Genomic DNA, 23,071 nt, shown 5'->3' on the forward strand with positions numbered 1-23,071 from the left:
ACCGCCATGCGGCAGGAGAAGCCTTCCCTGAAGAGGGCCTCTGTGGCGGAACTGGTAGACGCGACGGATTCAAAATCCGTTTCTGGTGACAGAGTGCCGGTTCGAGTCCGGCCAGAGGTACCATCAAGACGCATCGGCCGGGCAGTCGGTCCTAGATGTGGAACCGGCCCTCGATCACTGTCACGGCGCGCCCTGCGAGCTTTACCCGGGTACCCTGCAAGTGGGTATCTATCCGCGCACCCCGCCCCGGACAGGCCTGGAAGCATGTGAGCCTGTCCTTCCCGGAATATTCAGACATGACGCGGGCAAGCATCGTGTGCCAGCTTCCGGTTGCCGGGTCCTCATCGATACCGCTGCCGGGCGCAAAGAAGCGGCTCGTCACGTCGACACCGTCGCCGCCGGGCGCAAAGCAGCCGAAGTTTCCCCGATCCCATCCGTCACCGGGCACGCCGAGCTGCTTCAGGGCCTTCAGGTCGGGCGCAAGGTCACGAATGTCTTCAGGCGTGCCAAAGCGCGCCGCATAGAACATACCACCCCACGCCTGTAATGGCCGGGCACCCAGTGCAGACGCAACCTCATCAGATACGTCTATCTCGGTTATCGGCGCAGACGGAAAATCCATCTCGAGGCGCCCGTCATCGAGCTTGCGCACCGTAAGCCGGCCGGATTTCACTGTGTCGAAGCCTATGGTGCCACCAGCAAAACCTTCATGGGAGAACAGGACGTGTGCGGCGGCGAGTGTCGCATGGCCGCAAAGGGGCACCTCCACAGCGGGCGTGAACCAGCGCAGGTTCCAGGCGTCTTCACCTGTCCGGACAAGAAACGCCGTCTCAGCCACGTTGTTCTCAGCCGCGATGGCGAGCATGACATCATCGGGCATAAACGCCTCAAGTGGCATGATGCAGGCCTGATTGCCTTCGAAAGCTTGAGACGCAAATGCATCGACCTGGTAGAAGGGCAGCACAGGCATAGGTAGGCTCCATCAGAAAGCCTGTCATCTCGCACATGTCTGTCACGACGGAAAACCAGAATTCGTAATCAGGGTATCAGCTTTTCTATCGAGATCCGGCTCCCTCTGCCGTCTCTCACATGGCTGACGCGTTATCTGTCGCGATCGAGAATCCAGCCATGATTGACAGGTCCGTGGCCGTGGCCAAACCCTTTCGCGGTGCGAATGGCTTCTCTCAAATACTCACGCGCCTTTTCCACCGCATCCGGAACACTTGCACCTTGTGCAAGATATGCAGAAATGGCCGAAGCCAGTGTGCAACCGGTGCCGTGTGTCGACATCGTCAGCAGGCGGGGGCTTTCGAATATCCATTCGCCCGTTGTCGTCTGCAAAACATCGGTGATCATGCTTCCACCGATATGACCACCCTTCACCAGGGCGCCATGGGCACCAAGTTCGAGCAGGCGTTCTGCCGCCCTGCGCTGGCCATCCACTGTCTCCACGGCTCTCCCGGTCAGGACTTCGGCTTCCGGCGCATTCGGCGTAACGAGGCGTGCGCGCAGAACAAGCTCGGATCGAATGGCTTCGACAGCCTTCGCATCGACCAGCCGGTCGCCCGATGTGGCGACAATGACCGGGTCAATGATCCGCGGTATCAACTGCGCCGTCTCATCAAGGCACTGGGCGATAGATTCCACCAGTGAGGCAGAGCCAAGCATGCCGGTTTTTATCACGTCCGCACCAATATCCGACAGGGTAACCCTGATCTGGCCCAGCACCGCATCGACCGGCACCGGCCAGGCACCGTGCACGCCCTTCGTGTCCTGAACCGTGATAGCGGTGACCGCTGTCATGGCGTAGCCACCCAGCATTGTCACCGTCTTGATGTCGGCCTGGATTCCGGCACCGCCGCCGGAATCCGAGCCCGCCACAATCAGGACACGGCCTTTCGGTCCTTCGGCCTCGGTCATGATTTAGACTTTGATATCCGCTTTCTTCGCATCCGCCAGGAAGGCCTCGAGGCCCTTGTCCGTCAGAGGATGATTTGCCAGACTTTTTATCACGTTCGGCGGCATCGTTGCCACGTCAGCGCCCGCGAGGGCCGACAGTTTCACATGGTTCGCCGTACGGATTGATGCGGCGAGGATTTCGGTATCAAACAGGTAGTTGTCATAGATCTGGCGAATGTCGCCAATCAGTTCCATGCCGTCCACATTGATGTCATCGAGGCGGCCGATGAATGGCGAGATAAAAGCCGCGCCCGCTTTGGCGGCGAGTAGCGCCTGGTTTGCCGAAAAGCACAGCGTCACGTTTACGGCCGTTCCCTCATCCGACAGTGTGCGGCAGGCTTTCAGGCCGTCCCATGTCAGCGGCAGTTTCACAGCGACATTTTCGGCGATACTGGCAAGCTTTCGGCCTTCGCTGACCATGCCCTCCGCATCGGTGGCAACAACTTCAGCGCTCACAGGGCCTGAGGTCAGTGCGCAAATTTCCTTGATGACTTCTGCGAACGGCCGGCCTGACTTTGCAATCAGGGACGGGTTGGTGGTCACACCATCAATCAGCCCGGTTGCAGCAAGCTCGGCGATGTCCTTGGTATCTGCGGTATCAACGAAGAATTTCATGTCTGGTTTCCGGTCTGGTTTGGTGCGTGAAATTTAGGGACGCCCGATGGACGTGTAGGCAAACCCGCGGGCCGCCATATCTTCGGGGGAATAGATGTTGCGCAGGTCTACCACGATATTGGTATTGAGCGCAGCTTTTACCCGGTCAAAATCCAGCGCGCGGAACTGGTCCCATTCCGTAATGATGACCATGGCGTCAGCGCCCTCGATGGCCGCGTATGGGCTGGACGCAAATTCCACGCCTTCCAGCAGGTGGCCTGCCTCCGTCATCGCTTCCGGATCAAAGGCACGGACTTTGGCCCCCGCTGCCATCAACGCAGGCAGGATATCCAGGCTTGGCGCATCCCGCATGTCATCCGTATTCTGCTTGAAGGCCAGCCCCAGCACACCGATTGTCCTGCCTTTGACGTTCCCGCCCATCGCACCGATGATTTTGGCCGCCATGGCCTTCTTGCGGGCAGCGTTCACTTCGACGACCGTATCAACGATGCGCACCGGTGCACCGGCATCATTTGCTGTCTTGGTCAGCGCCAATGTGTCTTTCGGAAAGCAGCTGCCGCCATATCCCGGCCCGGCATTCAGGAATTTCTTGCCGATCCGGTTATCCAGACCAATACCGCGCGACACTTCCTGAACGTTCGCACCAACCTTTTCACAAAGGTCAGCCATCTCGTTGATGAAAGTGATCTTCACCGCAAGGAATGCATTCGCGGCATATTTGATCAGTTCCGAGGTCCGGCGCTCAGTAAACAGGATCGGAGTCTCATTGAGGAAAAGCGGGCGATACAGCTCGCGCATCAACTGGCGCGCACGCTCATCATCGGTACCAACGACGACCCGGTCGGGGATCTTGAAATCCTTGATGGCGGCGCCCTCACGCAGGAATTCCGGATTGGACACAACAGCGAAATCCCCGTCAGGACGGGCCTTGCGGATAATCTCTTCAACTTCGTCACCCGTACCGACAGGAACCGTCGACTTGGTAACCACAACGGTGAAGCCATCCATCAGGCCGGCAATCTCTTCAGCCGCTGCATAGACATAAGACAGATCAGCATGACCGTCGCCACGCCGTGATGGCGTACCGACCGCTATGAACACAGCGTCGGCATCCTTGATCGCGTCGGCTGCCTCCGTCGTGAAGAAGAGACGCTCTTCCTTGACATTGCTTGCCACAAGATCATCGAGTCCCGGCTCGTAGATTGGCATGATCCCGTTCTTGAGGCGCTCGATTTTCGAAGCATCCTTGTCGACGCAGGTCACGATATGACCGAAGTCTGCGAAGCAGGCTCCCGATACCAGGCCGACATAGCCTGTGCCGATCATTGCTACACGCATGGTTACTTCCTTTTCTAAGGCGCGAAAATCGATGGCGCGACGGGTGCGATTTTTGGGCCATCAGGTCAAGAGGGCGCCACAATGGCCGTGTCGTCAGCCGGTATACGTGATGGAATCGGAAATGCGCCTGGCTGTTTCCAGTTCCGATACATCGTCGAAATAGGCGGCGACCATGACCTGGCCGTCTGCCCCGTGCGCGAAACTGTAAAGTCCCTGCACGATCGCGCCGTCCGGCCGCGTCTCCGTGAGGCGGTAGCTGAGGCGCCCGACACCGCTTTCCAGGCTCTCGACAATGTCCGCTGCTGCAGCTGAAGCCTTCGCCCGGTCCCGTGTCATCCGGTCCTCAATCGAGAGTCCGTCCTGCGTGCCATAGGCGGTCAGCCAGACAGTAAGACCTGGACGCCAGAAGCACAGGCCTGATTCTTCCTCACGGCGATTGAACTCGCCCGGCAGCATGACCGTCCAGCGATCTGTCGCCTGCTGACGACCGGAAACTGCGGCATAATTGGGATTGAGCGCCATGCCTCTCAGATCTCCTGGTTATACGCGCCGACTTCAGCGTGCTTGCCGAGGCGCGGCTTGATTTCCTTGTGGAAGAGCGCGCGCATGTCATCTTCGCTCGCCATGGATTCGACCACCACAACCAGTTCCGGCTTGTTGGACGACGCGCGGATGAGCACCCAGCTGCCATCCTCGAGCGTCACGCGCGCACCGTTCACCGTGTTCACGTCAACGACCTTGCGGCCGAGAATCTCTGTGCCGTTAAGGGCTTCATATTCGGCGACCATCCGGTCCACCACGTCATACTTCACCTCATCCCCGCAATGCGGTGACATGGTGAGCGACGTGTAGGCAACCCCGAGTTCATCGCGCAGGTCACCCATGGTCTTGCCCGGATTGCGGTCGAGCATTTCAAGGATCGCCTTGGCTGCGGTCAGTGCGCAATCATAACCCAGCCCGATAGGCGGGCGGAAAAAGAAGTGGCCCGATTTCTCAAATCCTGCGAGCGCACCGAGCTCGTTCGTGCGGCGCTTGATGTAGGAGTGACCGGTCTTGTAATAGTCGACCGTAGCGCCGTTTTCCTTGAGGATCGGGTCAGTCTTGTAGAGGCCTGTGGACTTCACATCGACGACGAATGTCGCATCCTTGAAATTCCGGGACAGGTCGCGCGCCAGCATCAGGCCGATCTTGTCGGCATAGATTTCATCGCCCGCATTATCGACCACGCCGCAACGATCGCCATCACCATCAAAGCCGAGCGCAACATCGGCGCCGAGTTCCTTCACGGCCCTGGACATTTCGTGCAGCATTTCGGCGTCTTCAGGGTTGGGGTTGTATTTCGGGAACGTATTGTCGAGGTTACAGTCCATCTCGATGACTTCAGCGCCCATGGCGCGCAGGGCGTCCGGAGCAAATGCACCCGCCGTGCCGTTGCCGCAGGCCGCAATCACACGGATGGGACGCGACAGTTTGACACCATCGGCCACCGACGCGATATATTTCTCGCGCATCCCGTCGACCCGGTGATGCCCACCGCCAGCGCGCGGCTGGAAACCGCCCCCCATGACGATCTCCTTCAGGCGGCCCATTTCGACGGGCCCGAAGGTCAGCGGACGGTCAGCGCCCATCTTCACGCCTGTCCAGCCGTTCTCGTTGTGGCTTGCCGTCACCATGGCGCAGCAGGCAGCATCAAGCTCGAACTGGCTCCAGTAGACCATTGGCGACAGGGCAAGGCCAACGTCCAGCACGTCGCAACCACCCTGAACGAGGCCGAGGATCAGCGCATTCTTGATAGGCTGGCTGATCGAACGGAAATCATGGCCCGTCACCACTTTCGGCGGCACGCCCATTTCATGGAACAGCGTCGCCATACCAAGGCCGAGGGCCTGGACGCCGGTGAAGTTGAGTTCGGGCTCTTTCTCGTGCCCGATTCCGTTGAACCACCAGCGCGCATCATACTCGCGAAATCCGGTAGGTTTGACCAAAGGCAGGATTTCGAATTCGAGCGTATTCGGTTTGATAGCGGCGAGCGGTTTGGGCATCATGTGCGTTGCGTCTCCAGTAATTCTGCGTCCCCGGACGAGGAATGTCCCGATACCGGATACAGCATGCATTCCCCGCGCCATATGACAGAAACCATTACCGTTTGTTAATCATCCGGCATCCGGGGGCCGCCGTATTCAAGGCAACATCAACCCCCGTGAAGAAGGACAAACCTGATGAAAATCGGAAAACTACTTGCTTGCCTGTGCGCCACTGCCCTGATCGGCGCACCGGCCTATGCCCAGGAATGGTATGTCAGTGGCTCAGTCAGCTATGCAAACCAGTCCGACAGCGACAATTCCGGCACAACCGGCGCGTTCACAACCGGCAATCTTGGCGACGGAACGACACTCGATGTCGCCGCCGGGACGCCCTATGGCTGGAACACGGAGTTCGACAACGGCTCCGGCTTCAACGTCGAAGCCGGCGCGCGCTATGGTAATGGCCTGCGCAGCGGCGTGGAAATATCCTACACGAAGGCAGACGTCGAAACCCATACGGGCGTGACCCTGGGCGGCGGCAGCATTGATGCCCTCGATGCCGCCTCCATTGCCGGCAGCCCGACCCCGCTAGGCGCATCGGTTGCGGCTATTGTCGCTGACGGACGGGGCGACATCACCAGCACCTCCGTTTTTGCGAACGTCTACTATGACTTCAACAGCGCCAGCGCCTGGCAGCCCTATGTCGGCGCAGGGATCGGCCTGTCCGATGTCAACGTGAAATATAACCCCTCCGGCGTCGACGTTATCGATGGCGGCGAAACCAAGTTCGCCTATCAGGTGAAAGCCGGCCTGACATGGCGAGTGAATGAGACATGGGACGTGTTTGGTGAATACGCCTATCGCGCGACCGACGATGTCGAACTCGACAATGATCTCTTCCCGGGCACACTGAACATCGAGAACCAGCAGAACCTGCTTTCCATCGGTGCCCGCTACCGCTTTGGCTGATCTGATGACCTGATGAACGCGGCGATCCATTTCCCGAGACGCTGATTGTCGAGGGGCAGCGCAAGACTCCGGATCGCCGCGTCAACGGCCTCTTCCGACAGGGCCCCGCCTTTGCGGATCGCGTACAGAGCCGCGCAATATTCCACACTGAACTCCGGGTGACACTGGAAGGACATTGCAGGCGTGCTGCCATAGTCTATCGCCGCCATGGGCGTGAAATCCGACGCCGCCAGAATGGCTGCGCCAGGCGGCAGAACGACAACCTGGTCCTGATGGCTGACGCCGACCGAAATTGTCGCCGGACAGTCGGACATCCAGGTCGGACATGCCTTGATCTCATAGGTGTGGCGGCCAATGCCCCAGCCTTTCGGAGACTTGATGACCTTGCCACCGAGCGCCTCGGCCATGATCTGGTGCCCGAAGCAGATTCCCACCTGCGGCACGCACGCATCCGCTGCGGACCGGATGAAATCCATCAGCGGCGCAATCCACGGGTCCCTGTCATAGACGCCTGCCGGAGACCCGGTGATCAATACCGCGTCCAGTGCGCCGGGATCGGGCAGAACCTCGCCCTTGATCACAGAGACCGTTTCGAATTCCATGTCCGCATCGCATGCACGGACAAGGGCACGAAACATGCTCGGATAATCTGCGAATGATGCACGGATAGGCTCCGGAACGAGGCCCGTTTCAATAATGGTCAGCTTCATGGGGCGGCAGGAGGCTCTGCCTGTTGTCCGGCTATCCAGGCCCTGATGCGCGTATCGAGAACATCAAGCGGAATGGCGCCTTCTTCGAGGACGGCGTCGTGGAAAGCCCTGATGTCGAAATCATCACCCAGCGCCGCCTTGGCAGCCGCCCGCAATTCGCGGATTTTCAGTTCGCCCACCTTGTAGGCCACGGCCTGGCCCGGCCAGCCCATGTAGCGTGTCACCTCGATGTCGATATTGAGCGGCGCCAGTGCGCTATTGTCCTTGAAGCAGGCCTCGGCCTGTTCGCGCGTCCATCCATACCAGTGAAGTCCTGTATCAGCGACGAGACGGCAGGCGCGCCACATTTCCATCGACAGGCCGCCAAAGCGCTCATACGGCGTCTGGTACATGCCAGCCTCGCCGGCCAGGTATTCCGAATACAGCCCCCAGCCTTCACCAAACGCCGTTGCATAATAATCCTGCCGGAATTTCGGCTGGTTGCTCATTTCCTGGCTGAGCGCAATCTGCAGATGATGCCCCGGCACGGCTTCATGGGCCGTCAGGGCCGGCAACTCGTACAAGGGCCGCTGTTCCAGCGCATAGGTGTTGACCCAGTAAATGCCATGACGGCCTTCCTCCGGATCGCCCTCGACGTAACGGCCGGTCGTATAGCCCGGCGCGATGGCGTCCGGCACAGGCTCAACATTATAGGGAAGCTTCGGCAGGCGGCCGAAATAGGCCGGCAGCATGGCGTCCATGCGGGCCGCAATCTCGGCTGCCCTGGCCATCAGTTCCGTATCCGACCGGGCATAGAATTGTGGATCGGAGCGCAGGAAAGCGAGGAAGTCGGCAAAACTGCCGTCAAAGCCGATTTCATCAATAATGGCTTCCATTTCAGCCCGGATGCGCGCGACCTCGCGCTCGCCAAGCTGATGGATTTCGACCGGTGAATAGCCCGCCCCCGCCGTGTGATGCTCCACCGCCGCGGTATAGGCGTCATGGCCGCCCGGCAGGCCCGCAATTCCGGCACCTGAGCGCACATGCGGCGCATATTCGGTGACAATGAAATGGAGCGTATCCCTGTAGGCGGTGATGGCGCGCGAGGCCGCCTCAAGCCCCTCGGCCCGGAGCCGCTCGGCTGTTTCCGCGTCCATGTCAGCAGGCAGGCTGGCGAAGGGTCTGTAGAGGTCGCTTTCGGCCGGATCGCTGACAATCTGCTCGCGAATCTGGTCTGTCATCGTTCCGAGCGGATCGGCGCTGGCCGTCCATCCGGTGGCCACGCCCCGGCGCATGTTCCCGATATTCTCTGCGAAATACCGCGGCACGTCATTAAGGCGCGCGATCCAGGCTTCGGCATCTTCCTGCGAATCGAGCCTTGCCTGCATCGCGGCAAACATGGGCTCGGCCTGGAAGCCCCAGTCACCGGTGAAAGGAATGCGCGCGGCATCATACTGAGCGTCATCAAGGTCTGACCGCAACAGGCGCTTGAGGATGGCCTTGTCGACGCTGCGCGCCGTTTCAGCCGCATCGATCCGCGCGAAAAGGCTCTCGGCGGTTGCCGTCTGGGCCGCTATGGCATCCGGGCTGACATCCCGCCATTGCCGGGCCGTCTTGCCTTCGTCGCGGGCCGCTTTTTCGGGATTCACATCGCTGACATAGGCCTCATATTCAACGATCAGCGTATCCAGGGGATCTGTAGCAGGCTGCGCAGCGCCCAACACGGGCATGAGTAACAGGCCGAGGCCCAGAAAAAGCGGTTTCATATTGTCGCTCCCGACGCCGTTCACGTTGACAGGATCATAGAGGCGCCTAGAACCCGAAGCCAAGCGTTTCATTACAGGTAAGGTAAGCTTTCATGTCAGGCACCAATCGGGCCGATCCCCGCCCCCTGTCACCCCATCTGCAGATCTGGCGATACCACGCGACCATGCTGGCCTCGATCACGCACCGGTTTACTGGCATGGCGATGTATTTCGGAACCTTCCTGATTGCCGCATGGCTGATCGCGCTGGCCAGCGGCCCTGAGACATTTGCGCTGTTCGAACCCGTGATTGCCTCGATTCCCGGCCAGGTGATCCTGTTCCTCTGGACGGTCGCCGTCCTGTTCCACTTCGCGAACGGTATTCGTTACCTGTTCTGGGACGGCCCGCATATCGGCTTCGATCCGAAGACGGCCAGCGCCGTTTCCGTTTTCAATTATGCTTTTGCCGTTCTGGGCTCGGTGGCCATCTGGGCCACTGCGGTCTGGCTTTAAGAGGACTTTACCATGGCAAAAAGCCAGTACGTCACGCCCGCAAAGGTTGCCCGCGGCCTTGGCTCTGCCAAGAGCGGCACGCGCGACCATATCCGCCAGCGCGTCACCGCCATCGCGCTGGCCTTCCTTGTACCCTGGTTCCTGTTTTCGGTGATCCATGCGTCATCGGCTGGCTATGAGAGCGCTTCTGTCTGGGCCGGCAAGCCGTGGAACGCGCTCCTGCTGATCCTTACGGCCGGCGCGGCGTTCTATCACATGCGCATTGGTATGCAGATTGTCATCGAGGACTATATCGCTAGGACGAGCACACGCACGGCGCTCCTGATCCTGAACAGCTTCGCGGTAATCGCGCTGTTTGCAACGGTCGCGCTGTCTGTCCTGAAACTGTGGATTGGCGCCGGCGCCTGATGGCCGCGGCGGGAGAAACCAAGATGACCGATTACAAATTCATAGACCATACTTACGACGTCGTCGTTGTCGGCGCCGGCGGGTCTGGCCTTCGCGCGGCTTTGGGCGCGGCTCAGGCGGGATTGAAGACGGCCTGTATCAGCAAGGTTTTCCCGACCCGGTCTCACACTGTTGCCGCACAGGGCGGTATCGCTGCCTCGCTCGGCAATATGGGCGAGGATAACTGGCGCTGGCACATGTATGACACCGTCAAGGGCTCTGACTGGCTCGGCGACCAGGACGCCATCGAATATCTCTGCCGCGAGGCACCGGCCGCCGTTTACGAGCTTGAGCACTGGGGCATGCCCTTCTCGCGCACCGACGAGGGCAAGATCTACCAGCGCGCCTTTGGCGGCATGACACGCGACTTCGGACAGGGTCCCGTGCAGCGCACCTGCGCGGCGGCTGACCGGACCGGCCACGCCATGCTGCACACACTGTACGGCCAGTGCGTGCGCGAAGAGACCGAGTTCTTCATCGAATATATCGCGCTTGACCTGATCATGGATGAGGAAGGCGTCTGCCGCGGCGTGACCGCCTGGAAACTGGATGATGGTACGCTGCACCGGTTCCGGTCGCAGAAGACGGTGCTGGCGACCGGCGGCTATGGCCGCGCCTTCTTCTCGTGCACATCCGCGCATACCTGCACCGGCGACGGCAATGCCATGGTGCTGCGCGCGGGCCTGCCGCTTCAGGACATGGAATTCGTGCAATTCCACCCGACCGGCATCTATGGCTCAGGCTGCCTGATCACTGAAGGCTCGCGCGGCGAAGGCGGCTATCTGACCAATTCCGAGGGCGAGCGTTTCATGGAACGCTATGCGCCCAGCGCGAAGGACCTTGCCTCGCGCGATGTTGTCTCGCGTGCGATGACCATGGAGATCCGCGAAGGGCGCGGCGTGGGCCCGGAAAAGGATCATATCTACCTTCACCTCGAGCACCTTGGCGCGGCCGTTCTGGCCGAGCGCCTGCCGGGCATTTCGGAAACCGCGAAAATCTTCGCGGGCGTCGATGTCACCAGGGAGCCGATCCCGGTCCTGCCGACCGTGCACTACAATATGGGCGGCATCCCGACGAATTATCATGGCGAAGTACTGACCAAGAAGAATGGCGATGCGGACTCTGTCGTGCCCGGCCTGATGGCTGTGGGCGAGGCGGCCTGCGTGTCAGTGCACGGGGCCAACCGCCTCGGCTCCAATTCGCTGATCGACCTCGTTGTGTTCGGCCGCGCAGCCGGGCTGCGCTGCGGCGCCACGACCGAGGCCGGGGCGACCCAGCCGGAACTGCCGAAGGGCGCAACTGACAGCCACCTCGCCCGTTTCGACCGGATTCGCAACGCCGCCGGCGACCAGCCGGTCGCCACGCTGCGCCTTGAAATGCAGAAGGCGATGCAGGGCAATTGCGCCGTGTTCCGCACCGGTGACGTGCTGCGCGAAGGCATCGAGGCAATCGATGAGGTTTACAGCAAGCTGCCGGGTCTCGACGTGAAGGATCGCGGCATGGTCTGGAACACGGACCTGCTCGAGGCGCTCGAATTTGACAATCTCATCGCGCAGGCGGCCGTGACCGTGAATTCGGCGGCCAACCGGGAAGAAAGCCGCGGCGCCCATGCCCGCGAGGACTTCTCCGAACGCGACGATGCAAAATGGATGAAACATACACTCGCCTGGGTCGACGATGCCGGCAAGGTGACGATCGATTATCGCGGCGTGCACGATTACACGATGTCAAACGAGATCGCGTATATCGAGCCGAAAGCACGGGTTTACTAGGGGTTTTGAGATGGTCGAACTAACACTTCCGAAGAACTCCAAAGTCGGCAAGGGCAAGACCTGGCCGAAGCCGCAGGGCGCCACAACCCTGCGCCAGTTCAGGATTTACCGCTACAGCCCCGAAGAAGGCGGCAATCCACGCTGGGACCTCTATTGGGTGGACATGGACAAGGCCGGGACGATGATCCTGGACGTCCTGTTCTACATCAAGAACAATATCGACCCGACGCTGGCCTTCCGCCGCTCGTGCCGCGAAGGCGTGTGCGGTTCCTGCTCCATGAACATTGCCGGCCACAATACGATTGCCTGCACCAAGGGCTTTGACGAGCTGCCCGGCGGCGTGATCTCGATCTCGCCCCTTCCCCACCTGCCCGTGGTCAGGGACCTGATCCCTGACCTGACCAATTTCTACGCTCAGCACGCCTATGTGCAGCCCTTCCTGAAAACGGTCACGCCGGACCCGGAAAAGGAATGGAAGCAATCCGAGGAAGACCGCAACCAGCTGAACGGTCTCTACGAGTGCATCCTGTGCGCCTGCTGCTCGACCTCCTGCCCGTCCTATTGGTGGAATGGCGACAAGTATCTCGGCCCGGCTGCGCTGCTGCAGGCCTATCGCTGGCTGATCGACAGCCGCGATGAAGCCACGGGCGAACGCCTGGATGATCTGGAAGACCCGTTCAAACTGTACCGGTGCCACACGATCATGAATTGCGCGCAGGTTTGCCCGAAAGGCCTGAACCCGGCCAAGGCCATTGCCAAGATCAAGCACATGATGGTCGAACGCGTTTCCTGATCCGGAACGCGTCTCTAGTCTGCAGGACTTTCGGCTGGCTCGGCGGCCGGGACAGGGACATATACCCTGCCTGAAAGGAAGGCCCTGAGGTCTGCCAGCGACTGGTCCGGGGCTTCCTCCTGTGGCAGGTGGCCGACATTGGCATAGAGCCTGAGCTCTGACCCGGCGATGGCGGCATTGAACTTCTCGCCGTGGACGGCAGGGACCAGATTGTCCGCCTCGCCCTGGAGGATCAGTGTCGGCGTCCTGATTGGCGCAAGCCTCTCGTCGCTGGCGCTTGCGCGGTCTGACCGGCCTGTCATCAGATTGAGGATCGCCTCGCGATGGCAGGGTGCGCGTCCGAGCGCTGCATAGCGCTGGACCATTTCATCGGTGACGAGCGACTGGTCCACGAAACTGTCTTCGAGACCACTTCGGATCAATCCCGTCATGTCGAGATCCTTCATCACGCTGCGCGCGAGGGGATTGGCGAGGAGCTTGAACACGAGGGGCGAGGATGCGGCTTCATCGTCCGATTTCGGCCAGCCTGACGCATCCACGAGCACCAGCCCGTCAAGCGTCTCCGGATGGGCGAGGGCAAAGTTCCATGCCGTGTGGCCGCCCATTGAGCTGCCCGCAAGGGTGAAGCGTTCAATGCCAAGCGTTGTGGTCAGATGATCGATGACCTCGACGAATTGCGGGACGCCTGTTTCGGCCACATCCAGGCAGCGCGACAGGCCGTGCCCCGGAAGGTCGAGAGACACAACGCGATAGTCCTGCCGCAAATCACTGACCCAGGGTTCCCATGTATGCAGTGAGGCCGAGAATCCATGCACAAGCACAAGGACAGGCGCATTGCGGGGCCCGACATCGCGGTAGTGAATTCGCCCGGTTTCGCCCATCGGCATGAACTTGCTTTCGGCAGTTGCATAAAGGGATTCCAGCCGGTCAAAAGCAATATCCGGACGGCGCAGGACAAACCAGCCCGCCGCCAGGATGATGGCGAGCGTCACGATGATGGCGACCAGGCTCTTGAACATGGATTGATCCTCCCCGGAACTTTTTTCAGACTGCACTAGGGGAGACGAAGGCAGCCCTGTCAATCAGCACGTCATCCGCTGCAAACACTGCAGGTTGCATCCTTCCGCAACCCGACGGTACGTGACGTGCCCAAGAGCGCATCAATCAGGTGAAGCCGGCCCGCAAGCGGCGTGCCGGCCCCGGTGATCCATTTCACGGTCTCCAGCGCCATCGCCGAACCCACCATGCCGGTGAGTGCGCCCACAACGCCAATCTCGTCACAGCCCTGCGCATCGGGAGGCGTCTCCGGCACCCAGCAACGATAGCAGGGCGCATCCGGTCTCAGGCCTGAAGCGAACAGGCTGACCTGGCCGGTCCATCCGGCAGCGGCACCATGGATCAGCGGGCGTCCGGTGGCATGGGCGACAGCGTTGAGGGCGTAGCGCGCCGGGAAATTGTCGGTCGCGTCGACAAGCACGCTTCCGGCCAGCTTGTGGCTTTCGCTCCACCTGTGGCGATGCCAGGTGATGCGGGAATCCGGGTGGGCGACTTGCAGGCGTTCAGCCAGGATCTCGGCCTTGGAACCACCGATATCAGCCTCTCCAAACTGCACCTGTCGCTGCAGGTTCGAACGGTCGACGATATCATCGTCCCATAGCTCGATATGGCCGATGCCGGCCGCTGCAAGATAGAGCGCGCACGGGCCGCCAAGCGCCCCTGCCCCGACAATCGACACCGAGGCTGCAAGGAGCTTCTGCACGCCCGGGCCGCCAATTTCCTTGAGCAGGATATGGCGCTTGTGGCGTTCGATATCGACTTGCGTTGGTGTCATGGGTGGTTCGCGCGCAGGGCAGTGGATGATGTGGGGTCGAGGGGGGCGGGAAGGTAGGTCCAGGCGGGCGGCGGGGTGGTAGCGAGGGTGCGGGCGGCGGCCGAGGGGACGCGGCTGCGTGCAAACCGGCGGGTAAAGGGTGAATTGCGGGCCCCCGGCCCGACGCCCGGCCGGGCAACAATCGCGATGGGCAGGGTCTGCGCAATGCCCTGCCAGTTCTCCCAGAGGTGAAAGCCGACCAGATTGTCTGCGCCCATGAGCCAGACGAAATGCGCGGCCGGCGCACGGGCGACGATGGCCGCGAGCGTGTCAGCCGTATAGGTCAGGCTGAGCCGGGCTTCGATATCCGTGACAATCATGCGCGGATTGACGGCCAAGGCCCGCGCCGATGCGATTCGGGCGGCAAAGTCGCCATGCGACGTTTTCAGCGGATTGCCGCGGGCGACGATCCACCAGACCCAGTCGAGCTGGAGCCGCTTCATCGCCGTTTCGGCGACGTGAAGATGGCCTGAATGGGCCGGGTTGAAGCTTCCGCCAAACAGGCCGATCCGCAGGCCTTGTGTCGGTCCCGGAAGCGTCAGGTGTGTCAAGGACGGGTCTGCCCCGTGCCCCTCACGACATATTTGTAGATCGTGAGCTGTTCGGCGCCGACCGGGCCGCGCGCGTGGATGCGGCCGGTCGCGATGCCGATTTCGGCGCCGAAGCCGAACTCGCCGCCATCGGCAAACTGAGTGGAAGCATTGTGCAGCACGATGGCACTATCGACACGGGCCAGGAATTTTTCCGCGACGCCGGCATCTTCAGTCACGATGGAATCGGTATGGCCGGATGACCAGCGCTCAATATGCGCCAACGCGCCATCGAGGCCGTCAACCACGGCGACAGCCAGAACCGGTGCGAGGTATTCAGTGCCCCAGTCCTCTTCGGTCGCAGCCTTCATGCTCGGAACGATCACACGGGCGCGCGCATCGCCGCGAAGTTCGCAGCCCGCATCGGTCAGGGCGGTCCCGATAACCGGCAACAGCGTGTCGGCGACGGCCGCATCGATCAGCAGGGTTTCCAGCGAGCCGCAGACGCCGGTTCGGCGCATCTTCGCATTGACGACGAGATCGACCGCCTTTTGCGGGTCTGCGACGGCATCGACATACATGTGGCAGAGGCCTTCAAGGTGCCCGATAACGGGCACACGGGCATCCTTCTGGACGCGCTCGACCAGGCTGCGGCCACCGCGCGGGACGATGACGTCAACCTGCCCGTCGAGACCGGCGAGCATGTGGCCCACAGCCGCGCGGTCTGTCGTGCCGACGAGCTGGATCGCGTCTGCCGGGAGGTTTTCATTTGTCAGCGCCGAGCGCATGGCATCGACCAGCGCATGTGACGAGCGCGTGCTTTCCGACCCGCAGCGCAGGATCGCCGCATTGCCGGAGCGCAGGCAGAGCGTGCCGGCATCGGCGGTCACATTGGGACGGCTTTCATAGATGATCCCGATGACGCCGAGCGGCACGGCGACGCGGGCAAAGTCCAGCCCGTTGGGCTGGGTCCAGCGCGCCATTTCTCGGCCAATAGGGTCCGGCAATGCGGCAATCGCCTCGACGCCCGCAACGATGCCGTCAACGCGGCCTTCGTCCAGTGCGAGACGGTCAAGCATGGCCGCATCGAGCCCCTTATTGCGGGCCGCGTCCATGTCCTTCAGGTTCGCGTCAAGGATGGCGGGGGCGGCGGCGCGGATGGCGGCGGCAATCGCCTTCAGGCCGCGTGTCCGGTCAGCTGCATCGAGGCGGCCGAGCGCGCGTGAGGCGGCGCGGGCACGGCCCCCCATGGCGCGCATGGTTTCAGTCAGGTCTGCGGCGGTATTCTCAGTTTCAACAGTCATGGGTCTGTGGTGCCGGAAACACCGGCAGGCCGCAAGCCCTGCGGCCTGCCGGAACTGCGCCGCGACCTGCGAAAAGTGCCGGTTGGACGGCCTGATAATCGCTGGCTGACTCCTGCGTCAAAATCCTTAAGCTGCAGGAGGAACACAGACAAACCGGAGGAAACCATGATTGACGCAGAGGCGATGCCTTTCATTGCCGACATACCGCGCGTTCAGGCGGCGCGCATTCCCGACAATGTCGCCCTGTGGTTTGAAGGCACGGAAACGACCTATCGCGATCTCGACACGCGCACGAACCAGATTGCCAACGGGCTGATCGCCCTGGGTGTGCAGCCCGGCGACCGGGTGGGGTATCTCGCCAAGAATACGGACGTCTATTACGAGATGCTGTTCGCCGCCGCCAAGGCGCGGGCAGTGATGACGGGCGTGAACACGCGCCTGGCCCCGCCCGAGATCCAGTTCATCCTGTCGGACGCGGCGGCCAAGGTGCTGTTCGTCGGAAAGGAATTTTACGCCATCATCGACCAGATCCGCGACCAGTTGCCAGACCTTGTCCGTATCATCACGATTGATGGGGACCGGGAGGACTGGGATTATTTCCCGAGCTGGCGGAATGCGAAACCCACTGCAGCACCGGACCGGACGCCGCAAGCCGATGACGATGTGATTCAGCTTTACACGTCCGGCACGACCGGCCGCCCCAAGGGCGTCCAGCTGTCCAATGCAAGTTATGAAGCCTTTTTCAGACAGGCAGCGATGCTGGAATGGTCGAGCTATGGCGCGGGCGAAGCGGTGATGAATGCAATGCCGCTGTTCCATGTCGCCGGCGTAAATGTTGGTGTGCTGGCCATCGCGCAAGGGGCCAGGGCGGTGATCCTGCGGGATATCGATCCCGGCCTCATCCTGAAGCTCGTGGAGGAGCAGCAGATTGCCTATGCCTTCTGGGTGCCTGCGGTGATCCTGATGCTGACCCAGCATCCTGACGTCGAGACGACGGATTTCTCGGCACTGAAGGTCGTCTCCTATGGAGCCTCGCCGATTGCCGAGAGCCTGTTGCTGGACGCCAAGCGGATCATGAATGTCAGCTTTACCCAGCTCTATGGCCTGACGGAAACGATTGGCGCGGGCACCTATCTGCCGCCTCAGGCGCATGATCCGGCCTGGGGCAAGCTGCGCAGCTGCGGTGTGCCATGGCCTGGCGCGATCGTGCGGTGCGTCGACGCAGAGGGCAATCCGGTGCCGACCGGTGAGGTGGGCGAGATCGTGATCAAGGCGCGGTTCCTGATGAAGGGCTACTGGAACCGTCCGGACGCGACTGAGGAAGCCGTGAAAAACGGCTTCTTCCATACCGGCGATGCCGGCTATTTCGACGAGGACGGATTTCTCTACATTCATGACCGTGTGAAAGACATGATCGTCTCAGGCGGCGAGAACATCTACCCGGCCGAGGTGGAGAATGCCGTGTTTGGCCATCCAGGCGTGGCGGATGTGGCCGTAATCGGCGTGCCGGACGACAAATGGGGCGAGTCCGTCAAGGCTATCGTGGTTGTGAAACCGGGCGAGACAGTGACGCCGGAGGATGTCATCGCCTGGGCGAAGGAGCGGATTGCCAGCTATAAATGTCCGAAATCGGTCGACTTTGTCAGCGCGTTGCCGCGTAATCCGTCCGGCAAGATCCTGCGCAAGGATTTGCGCGAACCCTTCTGGGCCGGGCGCGAACGCCGGGTCGGCTAGCACCCAAAAAAAAGCCCCGCACCTTTCGGTGCGGGGCTTTTCATTTTATGCGGGGCGCCGATCAGGCGGCAGCAGCCACTTTTTTCTTGGCAGCAAGGCCCTTGGCCAGCTTTTCCATGGCGGTCGCCTTGTCGATGCTTTCGACAGCGGCCAGTTCGCGGGCCATCCGGTCGAGCGCGCTTTCATACAGCTGGCGCTCCGAATAGGACTGCTCCGGCTGGTCCTCGCCGCGATGCAGGTCGCGCACGACTTCCGCGATGGAGATCAGGTCGCCGGAATTGATCTTGGCTTCGTATTCCTGGGCGCGGCGCGACCACATGGTGCGCTTGACGCGGGCACGACCGCCGAGTGTTTTCATCGCATCATCGACAAGTTTCGAACCGGCCAGCGCGCGCATGCCAGAGGCTTCGGCGCGATTGGTCGGCACGCGCAGGATCATCTTGTCCTGATCGAACGCGACAACATAGACTTCGAGTTCCATGCCGGCGACTGTCTGCTTTTCGACGCTGGTAATCTTTCCTACACCATGCGCAGGATATACGACGCTCTGACCCACTTCGAATGCAAGTGTTGCGGTGTCTGCTTTTTTAGCCATGAAGTAACGCCCTTTTTCTACGCATTCAGAGCCAATTGTTCCTTGCCCAGTCCGTAACGTACGGTCTGAGGGGAGACTTTTCGGCTCTGGTTCAATTATTGCTCAAGTCGTAAGACTATCACAATCGTGCAGGTTTTACAACAGGGTACGGCATGTCTGCCGACCATGTCACGCCAATGAAATCAATAACTTCGTTAACCTTTGGCCGTCCTGCAGTGACTGCAACAGGCGCCATGGATAGCAAAGTCAGTCACCCGTGCCGGGCGCCGGATTGAAATATTTTTCCAATTTTCCCGTTTCCTGCGCAAATTCTTCGCGGTCAGCAGGCGGCTCTTTCATCCGGGTGATATTCGGCCAGGTCTTGGCAAAATCGCTGTTCAGCTTCAGCCACTTGCCGTCCGGATCGTCCTCGGTGTCGGGCTTGATCGCCTCGACGGGGCATTCCGGCTCGCAGACACCGCAGTCGATGCACTCATCCGGGTGGATGACGAGCATGTTCTCGCCCTCATAGAAACAGTCTACCGGGCAGACTTCGACGCAATCCATGTATTTGCAGCGGATGCAGGCATCGACGACGATATAGGTCATGAGTGGGAGGGCCTCGTGAATAGGTGTGCAGCGGGCGAGATGGCCCGCAGGCAGCCATGTGTCAATGAGACAAGCTGCGCCGTGGGTTTAGGCGGGGTCAGACGCGCCTGCTATCCGGGCCTCAGCGCGCTGACGGGCCCCTGCGCGCGATACATCATCAACATAGAGCAGCGAGGCGACCTGACGGATATAGGCTTCCTCAATGGGGCTTTTCTCACCGTCCGACAGGGCCACCCGGTACAGACCCTCAATTATTGAGACACGCTCGACCATCGCGAGCTTCTTGACATGGCGGGTGAACTGGAAGGAATCGACCGCCTCTTCGGCCAGCGCCTCACCTTCGGCCAGGACAGTGTCGGCCTTGTCGGCGTCGAATCCAAATGCCTCAAGCAGGATTTCGGCGATCATGTCGCTTTCGATATTGACGTAGACCCCGTCCACCAGCGCCGCTTCGACCATCAGCGCCGCCGCCGCGACCTGGGGATCCATCGCCTTGAGCGCCGGTGTCCTGGGGGTAAAGAGGCGTTTGAATGCGTTCATCATGATGGGTCATTCTCCAACAGACGATACAGCGCCTGCGCTTCTTCTGCGGGGCCTCGTCTTTCGCCGAGGAACAGGATTTCCACGGTGCGTATATGCTCTCCCCGGCCGAAGGTTACAACATCACCGACGGAAATGACCGTGCCCGGCTTGTCCGTTCGGCGGGTCTGGCCAGCGCGGGAGAGCCGGACACCCCTGCGCTTTACATGATCGGTGGCGACGCCGCGCGTACGGAAAAATCGCGCGCGCCAGAGCCAGATATCCAGTCTGACAGACTCGGCCTCGTTCACTGGAAAGGCGTGTAAGTGAAAGCGGGAGACGCCAGTGCCCCTGCCCCTTTCGGCTTGCGCTTGCGCCGGGATTTTTCCCGGGCGGGCGGGGTGGGCGGCAGGAGGGCCGCAAGGGCGGCAAAGGGGCTGTCAGGGTCAACCGTGCGTGCGGGTGGGGTGTGACGTGGGTGGGACGTGGAGGTGCGGGCGGGACGCGGGCCGCCGGACTGGGGGCCGGAGCGGCGTTCGTCCGGTGAGGTCTGGCGCCCCCTGGAGCGATCCTCGCGCGGGGCACGCGCCGGACGGTCATCCGGACGGGCGCGGGCGGCATAGCGCCAGAGCAGCACCGCCTCGGTCTCCTTGTCCTTTTCAGCAGGGGCGAGGCCGAAGCCTTTCAGCACGGCGGGCCAGTCATCCGACGGACAGGAGACAACGGAGGCAAGGTCAATCGGAATGGCGAAAGCGTTCTTGTCGGCCTCCTTGCGGCGCTTGGCGATTTCCCAGCCGAGGCGTTCGGCGAGGTCTGCGCGCACGGCGCGGCGGCCGAAACGAAGATAGCCATTGGCGGCGAGCGCCTCTTCCGGCCACGTGCCGTCGAGGGGGAAAGACCCGGCGCCTTCGGGCGCGAGCGGGAAGGGCGCGCCGGCCTGAACAGCGCGCAGGATGGCGATCAGGCGCTGGGCCGCCGGCTTTTGCGCGTCCGGCGCATGGGCGGCAACACGGCCAGCCCGCAGCCCAAGCGCCTTGAGCGCCTCGCGCTGTTCCGGTGTCAGGCGCGCGCCAGGATCGTCCTGGCGCAGGTCGACGCTGGCGCCGCTTTCGAGAATGCGGAAAGCAAGGCCCCGGGCGAGGCCTTCCAGCGTGTCGCCGGCCTTTTCATGGCGCAGCTTCCAGTGGGTCGGCAGGATGCGGGTCATCTCTGTCTTCAGCCAGTCCGACACGCGGGCGCGGGCGGCCTCGCGGTCTGACGGTTCGACTTCGGCGGCGCCGACCAGTTCGATTCCGGGGCTCATCCAGTCAGGGCCCTTCGCAAGGCGCGCGATCACATTGCCGCCGAATTCGATATCGCCGTCATCATTGAGCGTGAACGCATCCGACGGCGCGCCGGCAATCTGGCCGAGGCGTTCGACCAGCATCGGGCGGATCGCGGCGAGCGCAGCCCCGCGCACGGCCTTGCCTTCAAGTGTGCGGGCATCCAGCGCGGGCTCGAATGTGAGGCCTTTCAGGCGGCCGACAAGATGGCCTTCCACGGTCACGTCGCCATCCGGCGTCAGGTCGGTCACGAGGGCGTCTTCCTTCTTCAGGCTGGCCAAGAGGGCCGTCGTTCGTCGATCCACAAACCTTGCGGTCAGTGCTGTGTGTAGCGCATCCGACAGGGAGTCTTCAATCTCGCGCGTACGATCCTGCCAGCGGGCCGGGTTTTCCAGCCAGTCAGGCCGGTGCGCCGCATAGGTCCATGTGCGGATATTGGCAAGCTGTTGCTGCAATTTCGCGATGCCGCCCTCGGGCGAACTCAGGTCTGACAGGCGTCGTTCGAGGCCGGCATCGGAGAGGCGCGCGTCAGGGTCGGCCAGCGTTTCGGCGAGGCCGAGCACGAGGCGGCCATGGCCTTCCGGCCCGGCCTTCCTGAAGTCAGGGAGCCGGGCGAGATCCCACAGGCGGCGCACGCGCGCCTGGCCGGTCACGTCCGGACCGATGGCGGCGTCTTCGGCCATGCGGCGCAGCACCCATTCATCAAGCGCATTCGGATTGTGGATCAGCACCGCATTGCCGGACGGCCGCTCCAGCGAGTGAACCAGGGATTTGAGCGAGGCATAGTCGAGCGCAGAATTGCGCCACTGGATATGGTCGACCGGATCGAAGCGGTGCTGCTCGATACGCTTCCATGTCTCTTCCTCGAAGGGCGGGCAGTCGCCCGTCTCGCCAAATTCGCCATCGGTGCGGAATCGCCCGGCCCGGCCAGCGATCTGTCCGCATTCGGCAGCCGTCAGCGCGCGGTGGCGGCGGCCATCGAACTTGGTACGCGAGGCGAAGACGACGCGGTCGACATCAAGGTTCAGGCCCATGCCGATGGCGTCGGTGGCGACAATATAGTCAACCTCGCCCGACTGGTACATGGCGACCTGCGCGTTTCGCGTGCGCGGGCTGAGCGCACCCATCACGACGGCGGCGCCGCCCTTCTGCCGACGGAGCAATTCGGCAATCGCGTAGACCTCTTCGGAACTGAAGGCGACGATTGCGGTGCGCTTGGGCAGCTTGGTGATCTTGGTCTTGCCGGTATAGCGCAGCTCGGAGAAACGCTCTCGCGCCTCTGTGTCGACGCCGAGGTTCAGCGTACGCAGGATGGGCCGCATCGTGTCGGCGCCGAGCAGCAGGGTTTCCGATGCCCCTCGCATGTGGAGGATGCGATCTGTGAAGACATGGCCGCGATCTTCGTCCTCGGCGAGCTGGATTTCGTCTATGGCGACAAAGTCTGCCCGCACATCGACCGGCATGGATTCCACGGTGCAGATGAAATAGCGCGCGCTCGGCGGAACAATGCGTTCTTCCCCGGTAATGAGGGCGGCATGGGCGGCGCCCTTGCGCTCGACAACGCGGTCATAGACCTCGCGCGCGAGCAGGCGCAACGGCAGGCCGATCATGCCGGTGCCGTGGCCCAGCATGCGCTCGATGGCGTAATGCGTCTTGCCGGTATTGGTGGGGCCCAGAATGGCCTTGAGGGAGGAACTCATGGCGCGAGGTGGTGCGGGGGATGGCAGGAGGAGTCAAGCGGGAGGG

At 61.8% G+C, this 23,071-nt stretch carries 23 protein-coding genes and 1 tRNA gene; 8 read left to right on the forward strand and 16 right to left on the reverse strand.

What is annotated here, in order from left to right:
* Positions 1-36 precede the first annotated feature (36 nt).
* Positions 37-123, forward strand: a tRNA-Leu gene (locus tag ACQ66M_RS06615).
* Positions 124-151: 28 nt separating this feature from the next.
* Here ACQ66M_RS06615 and ACQ66M_RS06620 read toward each other — a convergent pair.
* The 6 genes from ACQ66M_RS06620 to ACQ66M_RS06645 form a co-directional block, all read right to left on the reverse strand.
* A complete protein-coding gene (locus tag ACQ66M_RS06620) occupies positions 152-970 on the reverse strand; it encodes a PhzF family phenazine biosynthesis protein (RefSeq protein ID WP_430402656.1) in 819 nt (272 codons plus the stop codon).
* A 131-nt stretch (positions 971-1,101) separates the two neighbouring features.
* Positions 1,102-1,920 carry a bifunctional hydroxymethylpyrimidine kinase/phosphomethylpyrimidine kinase gene (gene thiD / locus ACQ66M_RS06625; protein WP_430402658.1) on the reverse strand — a complete coding sequence of 273 codons (819 nt, stop codon included), beginning with the start codon at positions 1,918-1,920 and terminating at the stop codon, positions 1,102-1,104.
* Positions 1,921-1,923: 3 nt separating this feature from the next.
* The gene (gene fsa, locus ACQ66M_RS06630; RefSeq protein ID WP_430402660.1) at positions 1,924-2,574 is read right to left on the reverse strand and encodes a fructose-6-phosphate aldolase; all 651 of its coding nucleotides are present in this window, start codon (positions 2,572-2,574) and stop codon (positions 1,924-1,926) included.
* A gap of 33 nt (positions 2,575-2,607) precedes the next feature.
* The gene (locus ACQ66M_RS06635) at positions 2,608-3,912 is read right to left on the reverse strand and encodes a UDP-glucose dehydrogenase family protein (protein WP_350172927.1); all 1,305 of its coding nucleotides are present in this window, start codon (positions 3,910-3,912) and stop codon (positions 2,608-2,610) included.
* 93 nt (positions 3,913-4,005) lie between these two features.
* Positions 4,006-4,434, reverse strand: a complete 429-nt coding sequence (locus tag ACQ66M_RS06640) for a hypothetical protein (protein ID WP_430402662.1) — start codon at positions 4,432-4,434, stop codon at positions 4,006-4,008.
* Between the two features lie 5 nt (positions 4,435-4,439).
* The gene (locus tag ACQ66M_RS06645) at positions 4,440-5,954 is read right to left on the reverse strand and encodes a phosphomannomutase/phosphoglucomutase (protein WP_430405132.1); all 1,515 of its coding nucleotides are present in this window, start codon (positions 5,952-5,954) and stop codon (positions 4,440-4,442) included.
* A 177-nt stretch (positions 5,955-6,131) separates the two neighbouring features.
* Here ACQ66M_RS06645 and ACQ66M_RS06650 point away from each other — a divergent pair, with 177 nt between their 5' ends.
* Complete coding sequence (locus ACQ66M_RS06650) at positions 6,132-6,905, forward strand: outer membrane beta-barrel protein (protein WP_430402664.1); 774 nt, start codon at positions 6,132-6,134, stop codon at positions 6,903-6,905.
* On the opposite strand, the gene ACQ66M_RS06655 is transcribed toward ACQ66M_RS06650, so the two are convergent.
* Both ACQ66M_RS06655 and ACQ66M_RS06660 read right to left on the reverse strand, forming a co-directional pair.
* Complete coding sequence (locus tag ACQ66M_RS06655; RefSeq protein WP_430402666.1) at positions 6,890-7,615, reverse strand: type 1 glutamine amidotransferase; 726 nt, start codon at positions 7,613-7,615, stop codon at positions 6,890-6,892. The genes ACQ66M_RS06650 and ACQ66M_RS06655 overlap by 16 nt on opposite strands.
* A complete protein-coding gene (locus ACQ66M_RS06660; protein WP_430402668.1) occupies positions 7,612-9,360 on the reverse strand; it encodes a DUF885 domain-containing protein in 1,749 nt (582 codons plus the stop codon). Before ACQ66M_RS06660 ends, ACQ66M_RS06655 begins: the two co-directional genes overlap by 4 nt.
* Before the next feature lie 92 nt (positions 9,361-9,452).
* On the opposite strand from ACQ66M_RS06660, the gene sdhC reads away from it, so the two are divergent.
* Genes sdhC through ACQ66M_RS06680 form a run of 4 tightly spaced genes read left to right on the forward strand, consistent with a single transcriptional unit; the run spans position 9,453 to position 12,863 of the window.
* Complete coding sequence (gene sdhC, locus ACQ66M_RS06665) at positions 9,453-9,851, forward strand: succinate dehydrogenase, cytochrome b556 subunit (protein ID WP_430402670.1); 399 nt, start codon at positions 9,453-9,455, stop codon at positions 9,849-9,851.
* A gap of 12 nt (positions 9,852-9,863) precedes the next feature.
* Positions 9,864-10,259 carry a succinate dehydrogenase, hydrophobic membrane anchor protein gene (sdhD, locus tag ACQ66M_RS06670; protein ID WP_350172939.1) on the forward strand — a complete coding sequence of 132 codons (396 nt, stop codon included), beginning with the start codon at positions 9,864-9,866 and terminating at the stop codon, positions 10,257-10,259.
* A gap of 23 nt (positions 10,260-10,282) precedes the next feature.
* Complete coding sequence (gene sdhA, locus ACQ66M_RS06675) at positions 10,283-12,070, forward strand: succinate dehydrogenase flavoprotein subunit (protein WP_350172941.1); 1,788 nt, start codon at positions 10,283-10,285, stop codon at positions 12,068-12,070.
* A gap of 10 nt (positions 12,071-12,080) precedes the next feature.
* A complete protein-coding gene (locus tag ACQ66M_RS06680; protein ID WP_350172943.1) occupies positions 12,081-12,863 on the forward strand; it encodes a succinate dehydrogenase iron-sulfur subunit in 783 nt (260 codons plus the stop codon).
* Between the two features lie 14 nt (positions 12,864-12,877).
* Here ACQ66M_RS06680 and ACQ66M_RS06685 read toward each other — a convergent pair whose 3' ends face one another.
* From ACQ66M_RS06685 to ACQ66M_RS06700, 4 genes are all read right to left on the reverse strand, one after another.
* On the reverse strand, positions 12,878-13,882 hold the full coding sequence (locus tag ACQ66M_RS06685; RefSeq protein WP_430402672.1) for an alpha/beta fold hydrolase: 1,005 nt from the start codon (positions 13,880-13,882) through the stop codon (positions 12,878-12,880).
* A gap of 71 nt (positions 13,883-13,953) precedes the next feature.
* Positions 13,954-14,694 carry a HesA/MoeB/ThiF family protein gene (locus tag ACQ66M_RS06690; RefSeq protein ID WP_430402674.1) on the reverse strand — a complete coding sequence of 247 codons (741 nt, stop codon included), beginning with the start codon at positions 14,692-14,694 and terminating at the stop codon, positions 13,954-13,956.
* Positions 14,691-15,284, reverse strand: coding sequence for a nicotinate-nucleotide adenylyltransferase (locus ACQ66M_RS06695; protein ID WP_430402676.1), 594 nt, complete (start codon positions 15,282-15,284; stop codon positions 14,691-14,693). Before ACQ66M_RS06695 ends, ACQ66M_RS06690 begins: the two co-directional genes overlap by 4 nt.
* Positions 15,281-16,567 (reverse strand): glutamate-5-semialdehyde dehydrogenase, encoded by a 1,287-nt coding sequence (locus ACQ66M_RS06700; RefSeq protein WP_430402678.1) that lies wholly within the window; start codon positions 16,565-16,567, stop codon positions 15,281-15,283. Before ACQ66M_RS06700 ends, ACQ66M_RS06695 begins: the two co-directional genes overlap by 4 nt.
* Before the next feature lie 165 nt (positions 16,568-16,732).
* On the opposite strand from ACQ66M_RS06700, the gene ACQ66M_RS06705 reads away from it, so the two are divergent.
* A complete protein-coding gene (locus ACQ66M_RS06705) occupies positions 16,733-18,301 on the forward strand; it encodes a long-chain-fatty-acid--CoA ligase (protein ID WP_430402680.1) in 1,569 nt (522 codons plus the stop codon).
* 61 nt (positions 18,302-18,362) lie between these two features.
* On the opposite strand, the gene ACQ66M_RS06710 is transcribed toward ACQ66M_RS06705, so the two are convergent.
* The 3 genes from ACQ66M_RS06710 to ACQ66M_RS06720 all read right to left on the reverse strand — a co-directional run bounded on the left by ACQ66M_RS06710 (position 18,363) and on the right by ACQ66M_RS06720 (position 20,027).
* Complete coding sequence (locus ACQ66M_RS06710) at positions 18,363-18,896, reverse strand: CarD family transcriptional regulator (RefSeq protein ID WP_350172955.1); 534 nt, start codon at positions 18,894-18,896, stop codon at positions 18,363-18,365.
* A gap of 246 nt (positions 18,897-19,142) precedes the next feature.
* Complete coding sequence (gene fdxA / locus ACQ66M_RS06715) at positions 19,143-19,484, reverse strand: ferredoxin FdxA (protein WP_350172957.1); 342 nt, start codon at positions 19,482-19,484, stop codon at positions 19,143-19,145.
* Between the two features lie 87 nt (positions 19,485-19,571).
* Positions 19,572-20,027: a TerB family tellurite resistance protein gene (locus ACQ66M_RS06720; protein WP_350172959.1), complete on the reverse strand. Its 456-nt coding sequence runs from the start codon at positions 20,025-20,027 to the stop codon at positions 19,572-19,574.
* Between the two features lie 92 nt (positions 20,028-20,119).
* Between ACQ66M_RS06720 and ACQ66M_RS06725 the strand changes: the two genes are divergently transcribed.
* The gene (locus tag ACQ66M_RS06725; protein WP_430402682.1) at positions 20,120-20,329 is read left to right on the forward strand and encodes a hypothetical protein; all 210 of its coding nucleotides are present in this window, start codon (positions 20,120-20,122) and stop codon (positions 20,327-20,329) included.
* Here the strand turns inward: ACQ66M_RS06725 and ACQ66M_RS06730 are convergent.
* Positions 20,311-23,025, reverse strand: a complete 2,715-nt coding sequence (locus tag ACQ66M_RS06730; protein ID WP_430402684.1) for a helicase-related protein — start codon at positions 23,023-23,025, stop codon at positions 20,311-20,313. The genes ACQ66M_RS06725 and ACQ66M_RS06730 overlap by 19 nt on opposite strands.
* Between the last annotated feature and the right edge of the window lie 46 nt (positions 23,026-23,071).

Origin of the sequence: Hyphomonas sp. (assembly GCF_965284475.1) — a bacterium.
GTDB lineage: Bacteria > Pseudomonadota > Alphaproteobacteria > Caulobacterales > Hyphomonadaceae > Hyphomonas.